11 protein-coding genes and 1 other RNA gene are annotated in these 15623 nt (G+C 38.6%); all 12 read right to left on the bottom strand.

The features are described from left to right. Positions 1-145: 145 nt before the first annotated feature. The 12 genes from BMY14_RS05030 to pyk all read right to left on the bottom strand — a co-directional run bounded on the left by BMY14_RS05030 (position 146) and on the right by pyk (position 15492). Positions 146-1471, bottom strand: coding sequence for a TIGR02679 domain-containing protein (locus tag BMY14_RS05030; RefSeq protein ID WP_091829772.1), 1326 nt, complete (start codon positions 1469-1471; stop codon positions 146-148). Then, the gene (locus BMY14_RS05025; protein WP_177177484.1) at positions 1440-5483 is read right to left on the bottom strand and encodes a TIGR02680 family protein; all 4044 of its coding nucleotides are present in this window, start codon (positions 5481-5483) and stop codon (positions 1440-1442) included. Before BMY14_RS05025 ends, BMY14_RS05030 begins: the two co-directional genes overlap by 32 nt. Next, entirely contained in the window at positions 5476-6621 is a 1146-nt protein-coding gene (locus BMY14_RS05020) for a TIGR02678 family protein (protein ID WP_245741280.1), read from the bottom strand. The genes BMY14_RS05025 and BMY14_RS05020 overlap by 8 nt, the downstream gene beginning before the upstream one ends. 5 nt (positions 6622-6626) lie before the next feature. Continuing rightward, the gene (locus BMY14_RS05015) at positions 6627-8099 is read right to left on the bottom strand and encodes a TIGR02677 family protein (RefSeq protein ID WP_091829766.1); all 1473 of its coding nucleotides are present in this window, start codon (positions 8097-8099) and stop codon (positions 6627-6629) included. Between the two features lie 151 nt (positions 8100-8250). Next, positions 8251-8715 carry an Hsp20/alpha crystallin family protein gene (locus BMY14_RS05010; RefSeq protein ID WP_091829764.1) on the bottom strand — a complete coding sequence of 155 codons (465 nt, stop codon included), beginning with the start codon at positions 8713-8715 and terminating at the stop codon, positions 8251-8253. 361 nt (positions 8716-9076) lie between these two features. Beyond that, positions 9077-9426, bottom strand: a transfer-messenger RNA (tmRNA) gene (ssrA, locus tag BMY14_RS05005). Between the two features lie 75 nt (positions 9427-9501). Continuing rightward, complete coding sequence (gene smpB, locus BMY14_RS05000; RefSeq protein WP_019552494.1) at positions 9502-9978, bottom strand: SsrA-binding protein SmpB; 477 nt, start codon at positions 9976-9978, stop codon at positions 9502-9504. Positions 9979-9992: 14 nt separating this feature from the next. Continuing rightward, the gene (gene rnr, locus BMY14_RS04995; RefSeq protein ID WP_091829762.1) at positions 9993-12353 is read right to left on the bottom strand and encodes a ribonuclease R; all 2361 of its coding nucleotides are present in this window, start codon (positions 12351-12353) and stop codon (positions 9993-9995) included. Next, positions 12350-12766: a PaaI family thioesterase gene (locus BMY14_RS04990; protein ID WP_019552496.1), complete on the bottom strand. Its 417-nt coding sequence runs from the start codon at positions 12764-12766 to the stop codon at positions 12350-12352. Before BMY14_RS04990 ends, rnr begins: the two co-directional genes overlap by 4 nt. Before the next feature lie 30 nt (positions 12767-12796). Continuing rightward, positions 12797-13534, bottom strand: a complete 738-nt coding sequence (locus BMY14_RS04985) for an alpha/beta hydrolase (protein WP_091829760.1) — start codon at positions 13532-13534, stop codon at positions 12797-12799. A gap of 142 nt (positions 13535-13676) precedes the next feature. Continuing rightward, positions 13677-13892 (bottom strand): preprotein translocase subunit SecG, encoded by a 216-nt coding sequence (secG, locus tag BMY14_RS04980; protein WP_033368166.1) that lies wholly within the window; start codon positions 13890-13892, stop codon positions 13677-13679. A 187-nt stretch (positions 13893-14079) separates the two neighbouring features. After that, positions 14080-15492: a pyruvate kinase gene (gene pyk, locus BMY14_RS04975; protein WP_091829758.1), complete on the bottom strand. Its 1413-nt coding sequence runs from the start codon at positions 15490-15492 to the stop codon at positions 14080-14082. Positions 15493-15623 lie beyond the last annotated feature (131 nt).

The raw sequence follows: 15623 nt of genomic DNA, 5'->3' as shown, positions 1-15623 counted from the left end.
ATTTATCTGAAATGCGTTTGCATTTCTACAAAAATAAATTATTATTTTTATTTAATAATAATTATCTTTTACATAGATTCATCATACCATCTTTTATAGATTACTTCAATACCATCCGCTAAATTCCTTTGGTTTTATTTGGCATTTAAGTATATAAATCGATATCAGCACGTAATTTTTCCAAAAGGATTTCCTGATATCCAGCTTTTTTATGAAACAACAATTCTGCTGAAAGTTTCCGCAGCCCCTCATGCTCCACATTTTTCAACTTTTTAAGCCGTTCGGCGCTAATCATTTCCTGGCAGCGACAATCTGCATAGTCACTGCTTGTAAAATGCCAGGGGATAACATGCTGGGGATGCCGTTTCACGATACGGTCGGCAATCAAAATCCCTTCTGGATCAAAATCTCCTGAATAATACAAATTGCAGCCAGCTGCACATAAAAGGTCAATCAAAATCAACGATGCCGTCTTCATTTGCCCTGAGGTACACATCAGAGCTATTTTTTTACCTTTTATACTTTCACACAATGCCGAAAAAACCATTTGATTCTCAACAATAAAGACTCTTTCCCCAAAAATGGTCGCATGTGTAATATGTTCCAAACCTGCTAAATTAATCATATATGCTTCCGATTCACGAATAAACCCTTCATAAGCCGGATGAATTTTTTTCGCTGTATGCAAAGAAATACCATAGGCCGTCGTAAAACTCGAAATATCATCCGATCGGATACCTGCTGTATAATACACCTCTAATACACCTTCTGCATCTTTAGGATAGACCATGCCATAAATATAACTCAACGCATATAAGAGCAGACGACCAGCACTGTGCGAACGATCAAAATAATGCGGATTTCCTGTAATGAACGCAGCAATAACCGCTAATCTGATTCTGCTGCCACCGCCACAGGCCGTTAAATAATTTACAGTTTTCGCTGCATAGATAATCATCCATTTAGCGGTGATCGTATTTTTTTCATATTCCGCCATAAGCAGCGTATAGCCCGCCGATTTTTCTGTCAAAAGGCAGTCCAGCCATGCAGACACAATCGCACTATACGCCCCTTCCAGCTTTAAAGACTCAATCGCAGTCGAAAAAAAATCTTGTTTTGCCTTTTGCAATTGTTCACGCTCAACCTTATTAGTCCGTAATGGTTCACCAAAATAACCAGCAATGAGATCTGGCAGCTCAATCGTCGTATATTTAGTCTCATTCAAAGCTTTTTGAAAATCAGACATTTTAATTTTGACTTTATCGTCAGAAAAATAAATTCCCAAAATTGCCTGAAATGCTCTTTTTTCCCGGTCACTCACGTGTTCAAGAATAATCCAGCCTGCAATCCGCCCATATTTTTCCCATTGCCGCCGCATTGCCTGAAATAATCTGTGATATGCATCATTACCTTTAAAATATTTTATACATTCTTGCAGATCATACGTCATCCAAAATTCGCTCTTTCCCATTCCAATGATAAAAAATAACTGTTACAACGGAAGAATTCGCTGGACGAAGAAGTTCGGCAATCTTGATTGACTTTACACTTTCATAGCAGCCCCACAGCGCCTGCGAATGCATTATATAATCAAAATCAAGCTTATTTATCAGAGTAAACATGCTGCTAATATTTTTTTCATCCACACCGGCAAACGCTTCATCGAGTGCAACTAGGCGCGGACAATCTTCTTTTTCGGCTTTTTTATACTGGGATGAAACAGCTGCAAAAAGTGGTACATACATCGCCATTGCTTTTTCACCACCACTAAATGTATTGAAAAAATTATTCGTGAGTTCTTTACGCGGTCCCTCACTGCGACGAAATACCAGCTTAAGATCAAACCACTTTCGATAATCCAATGCATCCCGAATTAAATCAGAATAATTGACAACGATATCATTTTCGACTGCCGCTCGTCTAGCCGTAGAAATTTTGTTGCGGAAATGGGTCGATACTTTTTCAATATCTTCCTTAGTCAAAAGATTGCGATCCCGATTCAGCAGTTTTTCCAATTCGATGGTGTCAATCTCAGCTTCCTGCATGGATTTTTGTGGTTTCCAGTCAATCGAAAAAGTCAGCCCCATAGACGTATCCATATGTTCCATCAGTGCAGACATATCACGAATCCAGTTTCTGCTTTCAAGGATACGACTATTCAGTTTTCGGCTTAAGGTATCCGTCAGAATATCTTCAAAGAGTTTTCTGTCTTTATCTTGAATTAAAAGTTCCGTACTATCAATTGCTTCTTTTATCACATTGTAAAAATCCATAAATGACAACTTATTTCCCTGCCATACAGCAACAATGCGTTGACGTCGCCGCAGCTGTTCTGCCGATTCAGCAAAACAATCTTCCACGGATATTCCATACGATGACAGATTACTATTGTGCTGCTGATAAATTTTTAGTAGATTACTTGTTATTTCAACAATAGATTTATCTGTATCTGCAGCACGAATCTGTGTTAAGGCCTCTTTCGCACACTCTTTTGGTGATCGATCGCCAACTTTTATACAAAATTCAAGTGCTAGTTCTTCCTCATAACACATATAAACGTATTTCAGGTGATCGGTTTGTATCAGCAGCTGCCCCTGCAATTGTTCCTTTGTTTCACTAAGATGCCGCAATTCACTTTGCAGTGCTGCCATCTTTTTTTCATTTTCACGTATCAGAATATTATTTTTTTGCAGCTCGGCAATAATCGCTTCCAACTGTTTTGCCATAGCCTGCGTTTCTGGTTTATTTAAAAACTCTTCCAACTGCTTTATTTCGCCTTTATACTTGTTTAGTTCTAACGAAATGCGACGTTGCTGTCGGCTTTCACTAGCCAAAGCTTCTGCCTTATTTTCACGTTGTTCTTCAATTCCAAGTAATTTGGTCTGTACAATTTTAACCATATTAAGCTGGCTGCCCAGTCTGTAAATTGTATTTCCATATTCATCTGCAGCTTCAATTCCCTCCGTATAACTTTCGCAGGTTCTTTCAAACGGCAGGTTCTTACATTTCACAATCACTTCTTGCTCGCACACTTTTTTTATCGCCAGTATTTGTTCAAGTTCGGCTTCTTTCACGGCAAGTTCTTCTATAGCTTTTTGCAATTCGTAATCCGCATCTTTTACGAGCGACAGCCCCTGATTCAGATCCGAAAACGAAGGTACCTGTTGGTATTCTGTCGCAAGAATCAACAGATTTTTTTGTGCTGTTTCCAGCTGTTCTCTACACTTTCCCATCTGTTGCAAAAGGTCCGCACAAGCCGTTTCCTTTTCAGAAATTTTACGCAAACGCTCTTTTTGTCTTGCCTGAACACCGATAAAGACAGCATTTTGCGTAATAACACTATGCCCGGTAATGATACCATTGCGAAAATAGCCTGTTTCACTTAGAACCATTGCCACATCTTCGTTTTCTATAGCAGAAATATACAATAAAAGTTCCTCGACCATTTCCTTAAGCTCTGGTTCAACATTGCCCGCTACCAGCTTATCAAACGGAAACATTTGAATGACACCTTGTCCCGTAAGCAGCGTATCGGAAGCTTCACGCAAAAGTTTTTGTGCGCGTGGCAAATCCCCCTTCGCAACAACCAGTGCATCCAGTATACCAGCATCTGCCAATTGTTCTTCAAGTAAATCACAAGCCTCACTCGAAAGATTCGCTCCAAATTCTACGACTTCATAAAAAGGTCGATACACGATATGATGGGACGCCAATATTTTTCTTGCCTTATCTACTTTTGCCTGCCGCTGTGGTGGCAAATCCTTTGCTTCTTTTAAAGTCTCAAGTTCTGTGAGTGCCTCTTGATATGCTATATCAATACTCGTGTACTGATTTTCAATCTCAAGTTTGCTGCTGATCAATCGACTATAACAATCACTATGCTTCGTATTTACAATTTTTTTAATTTCTTCCGCTTCAGCAAAACTTTGATATTTTTCTATCAACTCAATCATGGAACGCATTTCTTGCTGCGTAAAACATAGTTGTTTATTGATCTTTTCCATACGGAAAAATTGATCCTGCAGCACATCACGCGCCTGTGTTTCCATCGCTACAGCGTTTCGATACTGCTCCGCTTTAACACCTTGTTTTATTTTGTAAGCACTTACTGTTTCTTCAGCAAAATCCCATTTTTTACGAACTTCCTTTACTTGTCGCAACGCTTCAAGTCCATGAGTAATAGCCATACGATAGTTCTTTAGCTGCTCCCGCATTTCCATAAAAGCTGTATCATCCGTCATATGGGAAATTTGAGCTGCAAAACATTCATGCTGAGAAAATTGTAAAATCTCATTTATTTCGTTTAAATCTTTGATCACTGCATCTATCTGGTATATCGCATCCGCCAGATTTTTATTTTCCGTGCACTCTAGCACATCATAACCGCGAAGATCCTCTTGATATTTTTCAATATTTTTATCTAAAGCACTACTGTCACTGCTTAAGGCTTCCACTTTCCCCCGGCTTTGCTGTAGTTTCTGAACGGAATTTTCCAGATCAACCGAAGCCAAAGTCGTCCTTTCATGTTCTAATGTTTCATTTCGATCACTCAATGTGCCTGTTTGCACAGCCAATTGATCCACCGTTTGCGTATTTTTTGCAAACTCTTGCTGGGATGCAGCTAAATTTGCCTCGATTAAGGCTTTTTTATCCCTAGCGCCAATATACACTTGCGCCTTTTTCCCCAGTATAAACTGATTATACCGATCATACTCTCGTTTGATAAAACCAGCATCCTTAAAAGCTGTGCGTAAGCCCTCAAGTTTTGTCTGGATATCCTCTATTTTTTCCATAGCCTCAACCATCGTTCGAATATCTTCATCCGATAAAATCTGCAAAGACTCATTCAGTATTTCACAAACCTTTGATGGCTTAAAATCACGGGAAAGTTTCGGCGCACGAACCTTGATCATAAGTTTCACAAACTGATCATATTGATCAATCCGTGGAAAGCCAAAAATATATTGATTGACCATTTCCATATATTCACGTTGACTTGTTTTTAAAGGATTTTGGTCTCCCAATATATGACTCAACTCTAAACGAGACAGCGGCATTTTTTTACTGCCAGCTTCCTTATATAGATTAAAATCATAACCGATGCGTCGTCCATCCCGCAAAACGAAACCCCAAAAAGTCATTGCTTTACCGCGCTGTGCCCGTTGTCCGATACCAATCGTTCGATATTGATCAGTTCCTGCTTTTTTAAACTCTAAAAAAAGATACCCCGTTACATCCTCACGTTCACCATTTCCCAAGAAATAATATTCCATTCGCCGGTCTTTCGAACCAAATGGATCAAGCCGTTCCGGACTTTTATCACCATCAAGAATGAATGGAATAAAGCTCTGTGTTGTTATGGATTTTCCTGAAGCATTCGCACCACGCAAAAGGAGTTTACCATCTGCAAAATCAAAAACTTCTTCATCATAGAGCCAAAAATTTATAAAACCAATACGGTTCATTTTCCAGCGATTATTCATCTTCATTGTCCGCCTTATTTTTAAAATCTTTCGGATATTCACCCGTGAATTTACCAACTGCCGGGTATAAGAACAGCGACTCCCCAAACGGTTTGAGCATCATCCACTGCTGCATATATTCCACTACCTGTATTGTCATTTTATTCAAACTCATCTCCCGATATTCCTTACTCCACCCTTCTCCATATTTCTCCTTGCATGCAGATAGATACTTCATAAACACATTTTTCTCCAACACGATACCATCTTGAAGATCCCTCACAAACTCATCTTTTGCTACAGCCAGGCGGATTTCTTCGCAAAGTAGGAGTACAATCCCGGAAAGCATCGACTCATTTGGATGTACCAAACCAAAAGGATCTGCCTCTTCCATCACAAAAAAAGCACCCCCACGATGAATTTGGAGTACACCGCCTAAATAATCCACTAAATTTTTCGCTACCCATTGCCGTTGATTTTTAACATAAACGGCATCTGGATCATCAGCTGTCGTCCAATACATTGCCGGGGCAGTAACCAGTTCGCGATAAACACGATTGATTCGATAATGCCCTCTATCGCTATCAACTTCCGCTATATTTTCTCGTTCAAAATCGCAATAAGACGAAAAACTGGCAATATCTCGATTAAAATTTGTCGCAAAATAGCGCGACAAACCGGTATTTTCATATAAAACTTCTTGATTCATAGAACTTGTCAAATTGTTGCTTGCACCTTCATAAACACGCAATAGTCCTCTCACTTCAGCAAATTGTAATGTCCGAATCAAAGATTTGCGCTGCGTAAATTCAGTCCAGTCGATTTCCATATATTCTTTTAATTGCAGCGTAATCATATCAACAAGTTCCGATAATAGAAACTGCTCATCATCTTCTCGATCTTCTAAAAAAATCAATAAAAAGCATAGAATGCAATAATCCCGCATATCTGTAAAGGCTTGAATCCCCATAAAAGGTTCCGCATGAGCTGGGACTTTTTCCAGCTTAATCAATTGTTCATTAACAATCAAGCGCCAGCCTAACTGTTCCGTAAAAAATTTACGAAACTTTGGCAATTCATGTTTTATCATGAAATACAATTCTTTTTCATCTGCCCGATTGATCCAATACTGTGTCAAAAGTGCTCGTGCTTCATTCATAACCATCACCCCGCAAACTCAAAAATATAAATGGGCATACTAAGATCTCCATCTTCACAATGAAGTATACAACGCGTTTCTTTCTTTATAAGTGTATATACCTGTCCATATTCCGTTCGACCACTTTTCGTACTCGTTGCATTGGCTGCCGAGATCCAGCGCAATAAAGTTTGGCGCAGTGTTGCTGGAATGCAATCTTTGATCTTTGAAACATCCAATCGCCCATCTTGAATATATTGCAGCACGGTCTGCCGCTCTTTTTCAATGTCCTGCAAATACAAAATTCGTTGGGCTTTTTTATCCTCAGTTTTTGCTTCAAATCCTGTTTTGTCAACACGAGGTTGATATGTACGAGTTCGTGGGCGCACAATAAAGCACATAGAATCTTCATTATAAGTACTTTCGTTAATACTGTCCGTTGACCGCAAAGCATTCACCTTAAAATGTTGGATATTTTGAACTCCAAAAACATGAGCGCACAAACGATGCGCTTCTTTTATATCCTGACAATCCATAAACATCTCAATAAATTTCCGATAATCTTCCTTACGGCTGACGCCCCAATTTTGAAGCTGGACAATAAGTGCTGCATTTTGAATGATTTGTCGAATAATTTCATTGGTAATTTCTAAAATCCGCTCACTTTCACTCAACTTATCCGGCACGGAAATAAACCAACTTTTCAATACATTCCACTGGCCCCAAATATTTTCTTCAATTTGCTGTTCCAAAAACTCACTATTTTCGATCGCCGGCCGAGGTATTTCCAATTCACTTTTTACGACCAAATCCAATATAGTAGTCTCCATATTAGCTGAAATACGCTGCAGAGTTGCCTCAATTTTTGCTGAATTCAATTGTAAATCTCTGACAAAGTCCTGCAAATAGGTAATAAATAAATCTTTACGAATCATGAATTCCACTGATTTAAGAACTTTTTCCTGACGACCTGAATAAAACTCACGCAAATAATCTTGATAGTTTTGATTGAGACGCTTAAAATCCGATTGCAGGGTTCGCCACCACTCATTGATACTCCGTAAATTGCACTTATCCATATGTTCGGCATTCTCGAGTAATTCATAAAGACGAACCGATAAATTTGCCGCCAGTGTGCCACTTTCCATAAAGAGATTTTCAAGTTTCACCGTCATCCGCTCTACTTCAACGGCATACTCGGACATAGAATAACGAAACTGTTTATTCTTATAATCCGCTATCGTATAAACACGCTTCGGATCTTGAATTGGATTGAGATTTTTCCATTGCACCAGTGATGCAAGATCTTGTTGCAGCTGTTCCATTGTATATGTTTCAAAATCTGAATATTGTGTAACGAGCGCAAAAATATCTTCTTTATAAAGCTGAAAATGCAGCTTTTCGGTTTCGCGAAAAAAGCAGCGCATAATCCGCCTATATCGCTGGCAATTATCCGCTGTTAAATATTTTGTTTCATCAATAGCCTGTAAATTTTTCATAAAAAATCTCCACAAAATTTATATAATCTTAATTTTACATTCCACAAACCACTTATAATTCCTGCTTTATAAGACCATTTCTTCGTATTTTATACAAAAAACGGTATGCAGTCGACACTTTTTCGTGTTGTTCCTGCATACCGTTTTTTGCTTAATGAATTTCTATTTGCTTCGTTTTATTTACATCATAAACCTTTGGCATATCAACGGTCAAAATTCCGTCCCGAAACTCTGCATTGACTTTTTCTTTATCAATATCACCAATGTAGAACGAACGCGATACATTCCCAATATACCTTTCTCGGCAAACATATTTGTTGGCTTCATCTTTTTCTTCTTTTTCCTGATCTGACTTGGCCTGAATGGTCAAATACCCATTTTCATAGTCTAAAAAAACATCTTCTTTTTTGACGCCCGGCAAATCTGCCACAAGCTGATAGGATGAACCATTATCTTTTACATCAACTTTAAAAGTTCCCATGCCTGACATCCATTCATGCATCGATGTCATTGGCGAATTAAAAAATGGTTCATTAAAAATATCAAACAGTCGGCCAAAAGCATCTTCTTTCTTAGCAAGATTGTTTTTCGAAGCGAATGGTACTAATCCAAACATACGCTTTTCCCCCTTATGCTTTCTATTTTTTATAAAATATCTAAAGAAGAAGTTCAGCCAGCTATCCGATGAGGTCACTGCTTAATTTCTTCTTACAAGTTCTATTATAGTCAAAAAGGTCAAAAAGTCAATATCTTATTTTAATAAAAAAACATACGATAATATCTGCTTTTATCGTCCGATCGTTTTGTTTTGCCATACTTTTATTTTTTTATTTTCTTGCTTTTCGTGACAACTTTTATCACCTTATAAGAAGCACATTATTTTGTCGACAAAAAAGAAGCACCCCTGTTGTCCGCTGAAAATCATATAGCAAAAAAGCCACGAAAATTCGTGGCTTCATAGGTAATTTTAATTTATATGGTGGAGACGAGGAGAGTCGAACTCCTGTCCGAAAGCAAAGCCACATAGGCATCTCCGAGCGCAGTCTACGATTTAAGTTTTAGATTACAAACGTCCGCAAACAAACTTTCCTAATCCGATCTCGATAAATTTCCCATTCAAGTCTCCGAGAATTGACTCTCAGGTATCCCACTAATTTGTCTCAAGTAAACCCCGCAGGCTTAGATAAACAAGAGATGCAGCGCTTAGGCTGCTAAAGCGTAATTATCATTATTAGCTTTTAATTTAAGGTTCACCTTACTAACGGGTTGATGACCCCCCGGCTCGCTTCCTATGCTCCTCCACCCCCGTCGAAACCTTTACGTCCCCAGTGAAGTACGGCAACATTTTTCTGTACCGTATATTATAATATAGCATATTTATCCTCAAAAAGCAAATTTCATATTAATAATCACGCTGGCGTTCTTTTAAAGCACGTTCCACGTCACGTTTTGATGCCTTATCGGCTAAATCCTGACGTTTATCATAGTTTTTCTTACCGCTGGCCAGGGCCAGCTCGATCTTCACACGTCCACGGACAAAATAAACTTTTAACGGAATCAAAGTAAAACCTTTTTGTTTCATCTTACTGTCGATTTTAAGAATTTCACTTTTATGCAGCAACAGTTTACGAGTCCGTAGCGGATCATGGTTAAAAATATTCCCATGTTCATAAGGGCTGATATGCATACCAATCACAAAAACTTCATTATTGATAATCTTTGCATAACAGTCTTTCAAATTGGCTTTACCTGCCCGCAGAGATTTTACTTCGGTCCCCTGCAAAGCAAAACCAGCTTCCACTCTTTCATGAATAAAATAGTCATGCCAGGCTTTTCGATTATCACAAGCAATTTTAATACCTTCTGTTCTTATTGCCATAATTTCACCTTATCTTACTTTTTTGTCGTTTTATTTTTCCGTTTACCATAAGCAGCACCATCTTTTTTAGGTTTTGCTTTTTTATCTACGGCATTATACCACTTACCCGTTTTTTTCTTTGGTTTTTTTGTTTCACCAGACAATGCATTCGGCTGGTGAATGATCTGCTGCGGTTTCTTTTTATCGGGTTTTACTTCAGCAATAATTTTCTTTTTCGATTTAACCGGAATGTAAACACCGTTTCCTTTTAGAATAAAATCCAAATTTCGTTCTTCGATGTTGGCATTTACCAGAACTACCGTAACTGGTTCGCCAAGACGGTATACTTTACCGGTACGTTCACCAACTAAAGCATATTTTTCTTCAACATATTGGTAATAGTCATTTTCCATACTGGATACATGAATAAGTCCTTCAACACCATTTTCAAGTTCGGCAAATATGCCAAATGCCGTTACTCCGCTGATGACACCTTCAAATTCATCGCCCACAAATTGAGCCATGTATTCGATTTTCTTCATGTCAACGGTCTCACGTTCGGCCTCAGCGGCAATTCGTTCACGCTGTGACGCATGCGTGGCAATTTCTGGTAGAAGAACTTTCAGCTTTTCTCGGCGAGGCTCCATAATGGTTCCTGTTTTAAAGGTCTCTCTGAGCAGACGATGAACAATCAAATCGGGATAACGGCGAATCGGAGATGTAAAATGGGTATAATATTTTGCCGCCAACCCAAAATGGCCCAGGCTTTGTGCATCATAACGTGCTTGTTTCATTGAACGCAATGACACCGTACTGATAATCTTCTCTTCTGGTTTACCAGCAACCTTTTGCAAAACCTCCTGCAATTGTGCCGGTGTCACAGAATCATCTTCAGAATTTTTATTAATATGCAGACTAAAAGCTGCCAGCAAATCATTTAATTTATCAATTTTTGCCGCAGTTGGCTGCTCATGGACTCGATACATAAATGGTTGTTGTTTGCGGTCCATATGCTCTGCTACCGTTTCATTCGCAACAAGCATACATTCTTCAATAATAGATTCGGCAAGTGAACCTTCGCGTTTGATTAAATTAACCGGCTTACCTTGTTCATCGAGTTTAACTTTTACTTCTGGCAGATCAAAATCGATTGATCCGCGGCGTGTCCGGCGGGCTTTCAATATTTCACGTAATTTCACCAAATCATTTAACATCGGTAAAATATCGGTATTATCATTTATCAGCTGTTCATCATGATCAGCCACAATCTTTTTGACGAGATTATAAGTCAAACGCCGATATACATGAATGACTGTTGGTAAAATTTCATAGCTGCTAATTTGACCATCTGAACCAATTTCCATTTCTGCCGCCATCGCCAAACGATCTTCCCCCGCATTTAAGCTGCAGATACCATTGGATAAACGCTGTGGCAGCATAGGAATGACTCGATCAACTAAATACACACTTGTACCACGTTCACGAGCTTCTAAATCCAGCGGTGAATTTTCTTTGACATAATAACTTACATCCGCTATATATACGCCTAAGAAAAATCCGCCATTGGGCCGTTTTTCGACGTAAACACCATCATCCAAATCTTTCGCATCGTCACCATCAATGGTGACAACATGAAAATTACGCCGATCACGACGTCCTTTATATTCTTCCGCGCTCACTTTCGCTTCCGTTCGATCCGCTGCAGCCTGCACTTTATCAGGGAATTCAAGCGGTAAATCGTAGTGGCGAATTACCGACAAAATATCGACTCCCGGATCACCAATCATTCCTAAGACTTCAATGATTTTTCCTTCCGCACTACGCCGTGCCTGTGGCCATTCAATGATCTCAACTACCACTTTTGTACCGATTTTCGCTCCACTAAAATATTTTTTTGAAATAAAAATATCCTGCCCGATTTTGGGATCATCTGGTGTAACAAAGCCAAACGACTGACTGCTTTCAAACGTACCGACAATTTTTGTATTGGCACGCTTCACGATCCGTATGATTTCACCTTCACGAGCCCTGCCGCCGCTGCCCGGCTCATTGACTCTTGCTACCACACGATCATTATGCATTGCACTGAAAAGCAAAGATGCCGGAATAAATACATCGGTATCGGTTTCACTCTTTTTCACTTCAGGTATGACAAAACCAAACCCTTTGCTCGTCATACTTAATTTTCCAACAACCAAATTCATAAGTTCAGGAATACCATATTTATCATGACGTGTTTTTATGATTTCGGCATTTTTTTCAAGTTCTTCAATAACGTTCCAAAATTCCACTAATTCTTCACGGGTTAGGTGTAATCCTTCCGCCAAATCTTCATCGGATACTGGTTTATAGGCTTCATGGCGCATATACTCCAGTATTCTTTCTTTTAATCTCATAATTCTTCCTCCAAAATGGCTATTTTTGCTGTGCCTTCAGCTGTGACAGTTCCATCCGCTAAGGATACTGTGGAACACATGTCAATAAAGTTACCACGCCGTGACTGTATCCAGCCCATAATCTTAAGCGGTGTCCCAATTGGTGTGGGCTTTCGGTACCGAACATCCAGTCGCGCGGTAACGGCTTTATGTCCCTTCGAATATAGGTACCCTCCCATAATTTCATCTAAAAGAGTACTGACAATTCCGCCATGCATAATACCATCATAACTCTGAAATTCAGGCGGCGCAATATACATCGCTGTATAAGTGTCTCCTTCTTCATGAAATTCTAAATGCAATCCAATTGGATTTTTTCTGCCACACGCAAAACAATATTGATTTTCTTCTTCACGTGGTTTCTTGTTGATCATTTGTGTCACCCCAGTTCTCAGCAATTTATTTTATTTCGCCAGAAAATCTGCTATTTTTGTAAATACCCGTTCCCGCTCTAAATCAAGTGTCACGATATGACCAGATTTTTCAAGCCAAAAGATTTCTTTACACGAAGATTTAATCCTGGTATATATATATTCACCACTTTCGGCAAGCACTGTATGGTCATTTTTGCTCTGTACAATCAGTAAAGGTTTTTCTACAATCGGCAGTTTTTTTTTCATTATTTCAATAAATTTCAGTAATTGATGGACACTTAGAAGCGGCATTTTATTGTAAAAAACATTACATTGTTCCGGTAAATCAGGTAATATACGACGTCGCTTGGCAACATATCGTCCACCAGACTTCTCCAGCGGCGGCAGTGAATGCAGCATTTTTTCTGATGAAATATAAATTGGGGCACTGAGTGCCACCACTTTTCTAACATTATATTCAATACCTAAATGAATCGCCAGTAATGCGCCCATCGATAATCCAATTACGGAAACTTCACGGCAAATTCCTTGAAGCAAATAAAAGCCATCACAAACTGAATGATACCAATTTTCCCAACTTGTTTTTGCCATTTCTTCAGGACTTGTCCCATGTCCACAAAGCCTTGGTGCTAATACGGTATAATTTTTTTTATGCAAAAAATCACCCAGCAAAAGCATTTCCGCTGGCGTTCCCGTAAATCCATGTACTAATAAAATGCCTTTTTCTCCAGCGGGTAAAAAAAAAGGTTCTGCTCCTTGTAATATCATGAAGTGCACGCCTGCCTTCCCAAACTAAACCTGACTTATCTTTAATAAATTTAACAAAAACAGGAAAAATCCTGTAAGGAACAATAAAATAAAAAAACGTTCTCATTCCAAAAGAATGCAGAACGTTTTTTGGTATTCAAAATTATGCAGTCATTTTCGCAATAATTAAAGTAAGAATTGCAAAAAGAATTGCAAACACAATGGTCACGCGTGACAGCAATGCATCCATACCCCTTGCTTTACCACTAAATACAGTATCAGCACCACCAGAAATAGACCCGCCCATTCCCGAACTCTTGCCCGATTGAAATATAACAGATGCAATCAATATAATTGCAATCAAAGAATCTAACACCATCAACGAAATAAGCAAAATTCTCGGACCTCCTTCTATTTGTCCATAATATAATTTATCATAACACAGAATAATGATAAATAGCAAGAAAAAGAGGATGTTCAAAACAACAGAATCACTTTTCTGGCAAGAAAAATGATTTGCTGCCTCAAACATCCTTTTTTTCAATTCTTTTTCTTAGTTATTGTACTTATATAGTATGTACACGAATTGAACTTGTACTACCTTCACCAAACTTCATGCCTGAAGTAATAATTGTAAGATCACCATGTTTCAAATAGTTTTCCTTAACGACACCAGAAGTAGCTGCACTGATCATTTCATCAACATCATTCCAAGGTTTACCCAAAACAGAGTATACGCCCCAACGAAGATTTAAATGACGAGCTACTTTTTCATTCGCAGCAAAAGCCAGAATAGCCGCTTGCGGACGATATTTAGAAACAACCTTTGTTGTATAACCACTTTCCGTTGGCGTGATGATTGCAGCTGCATCTAATTCGTACGCCAATTGTACGGTAGCATGAGCAATGGCATCCGTTGTATTTTCCTGATGTTCAAAACCTTTTCTGACAAACGTTTTTTCATATTGAAGTGATGTTTCAATACGCTGCGCAATTTTATTCATTGTCTGAACAGCTTCTACAGGATAATCACCACTTGCAGTTTCACCACTAAGCATGATTGCATCCGTACCATCGAGAATTGCATTCGCAACATCAGAAGCTTCTGCTCTCGTTGGACGTGGATTATTGGTCATGGATTCAAGCATTTGCGTTGCTACAATGACTGGTTTACCCGCTTTATTACATTTTTTAATAATTTCTTTCTGAATAAGAGGTACATCTTCCGCTGGAATTTCAACGCCAAGATCACCACGAGCTACCATGATACCATCAGCAGCAGCAATAATTGAATCGATATTTTTAACGCCTTCAAGATTTTCGATTTTAGGGATAATTTCCATATGTCCACCATGTTCAGTAATCAGCTTACGAATAGCCTGAACATCTTCAGCACGCTGAATAAAGGATGCCGCTACGAAATCCATATCATTTTCAATACCGAAAATAATATCTTTTTCATCTTGTTCTGAAATAGGAGGTAAGCTTACAGATACTCCCGGAACTGCGATACGTTTTCTAGTACCCATTGCACCATTATTCAAAATTGTAGTTACGATATCTTTACCATCAATGCCTTCAACATTAAGACCAACAAGACCATCAGAAAGTAAAATTGTATCACCTGGTTTTACTTCTTTGTAAAGAACTTTATGGCTTACTGGAGCATGGTTCACATCGCCAGGTTCATCACTATAAGTCAAAACAAACTTTTTGCCTTTTTCGAGCTGAACTTTACCTTCAGCAAATGTACCTAAGCGCATTTCCGGACCTTTTGTATCCAGAATAAAGGAAATGACTTTGCCAGCTTTTTTAGCAGAATCTCTTACTTGCTTAATACGAACTGCATGTTCCGCATGATCACCATGGGAGAAGTTAAATCTCGCTACGTTCATTCTATTTTCAATTAAAGCATCAAGAATCGCTTGATTTTCTGTGCTTGGACCCATTGTACAAACAATTTTAGTTTTCTTTAACATTGTTAATATCCCCACCTATTTGTTTTCATTTTTAGACAGACACTACATTATCTGTTTTACAGGAAACGTAAATCAGCTAACTACACTATATTTATAAAATAAAAGCAGCGCAAAGCATCGAGCTAACTCAT

Source organism: Propionispira arboris (genome assembly GCF_900109225.1).
Classification (GTDB): domain Bacteria; phylum Bacillota; class Negativicutes; order Selenomonadales; family Selenomonadaceae; genus Propionispira; species Propionispira arboris.
Note: the sequence above shows the minus strand (reverse complement) of the source record. Positions and strands in the feature narration are given on the sequence as shown.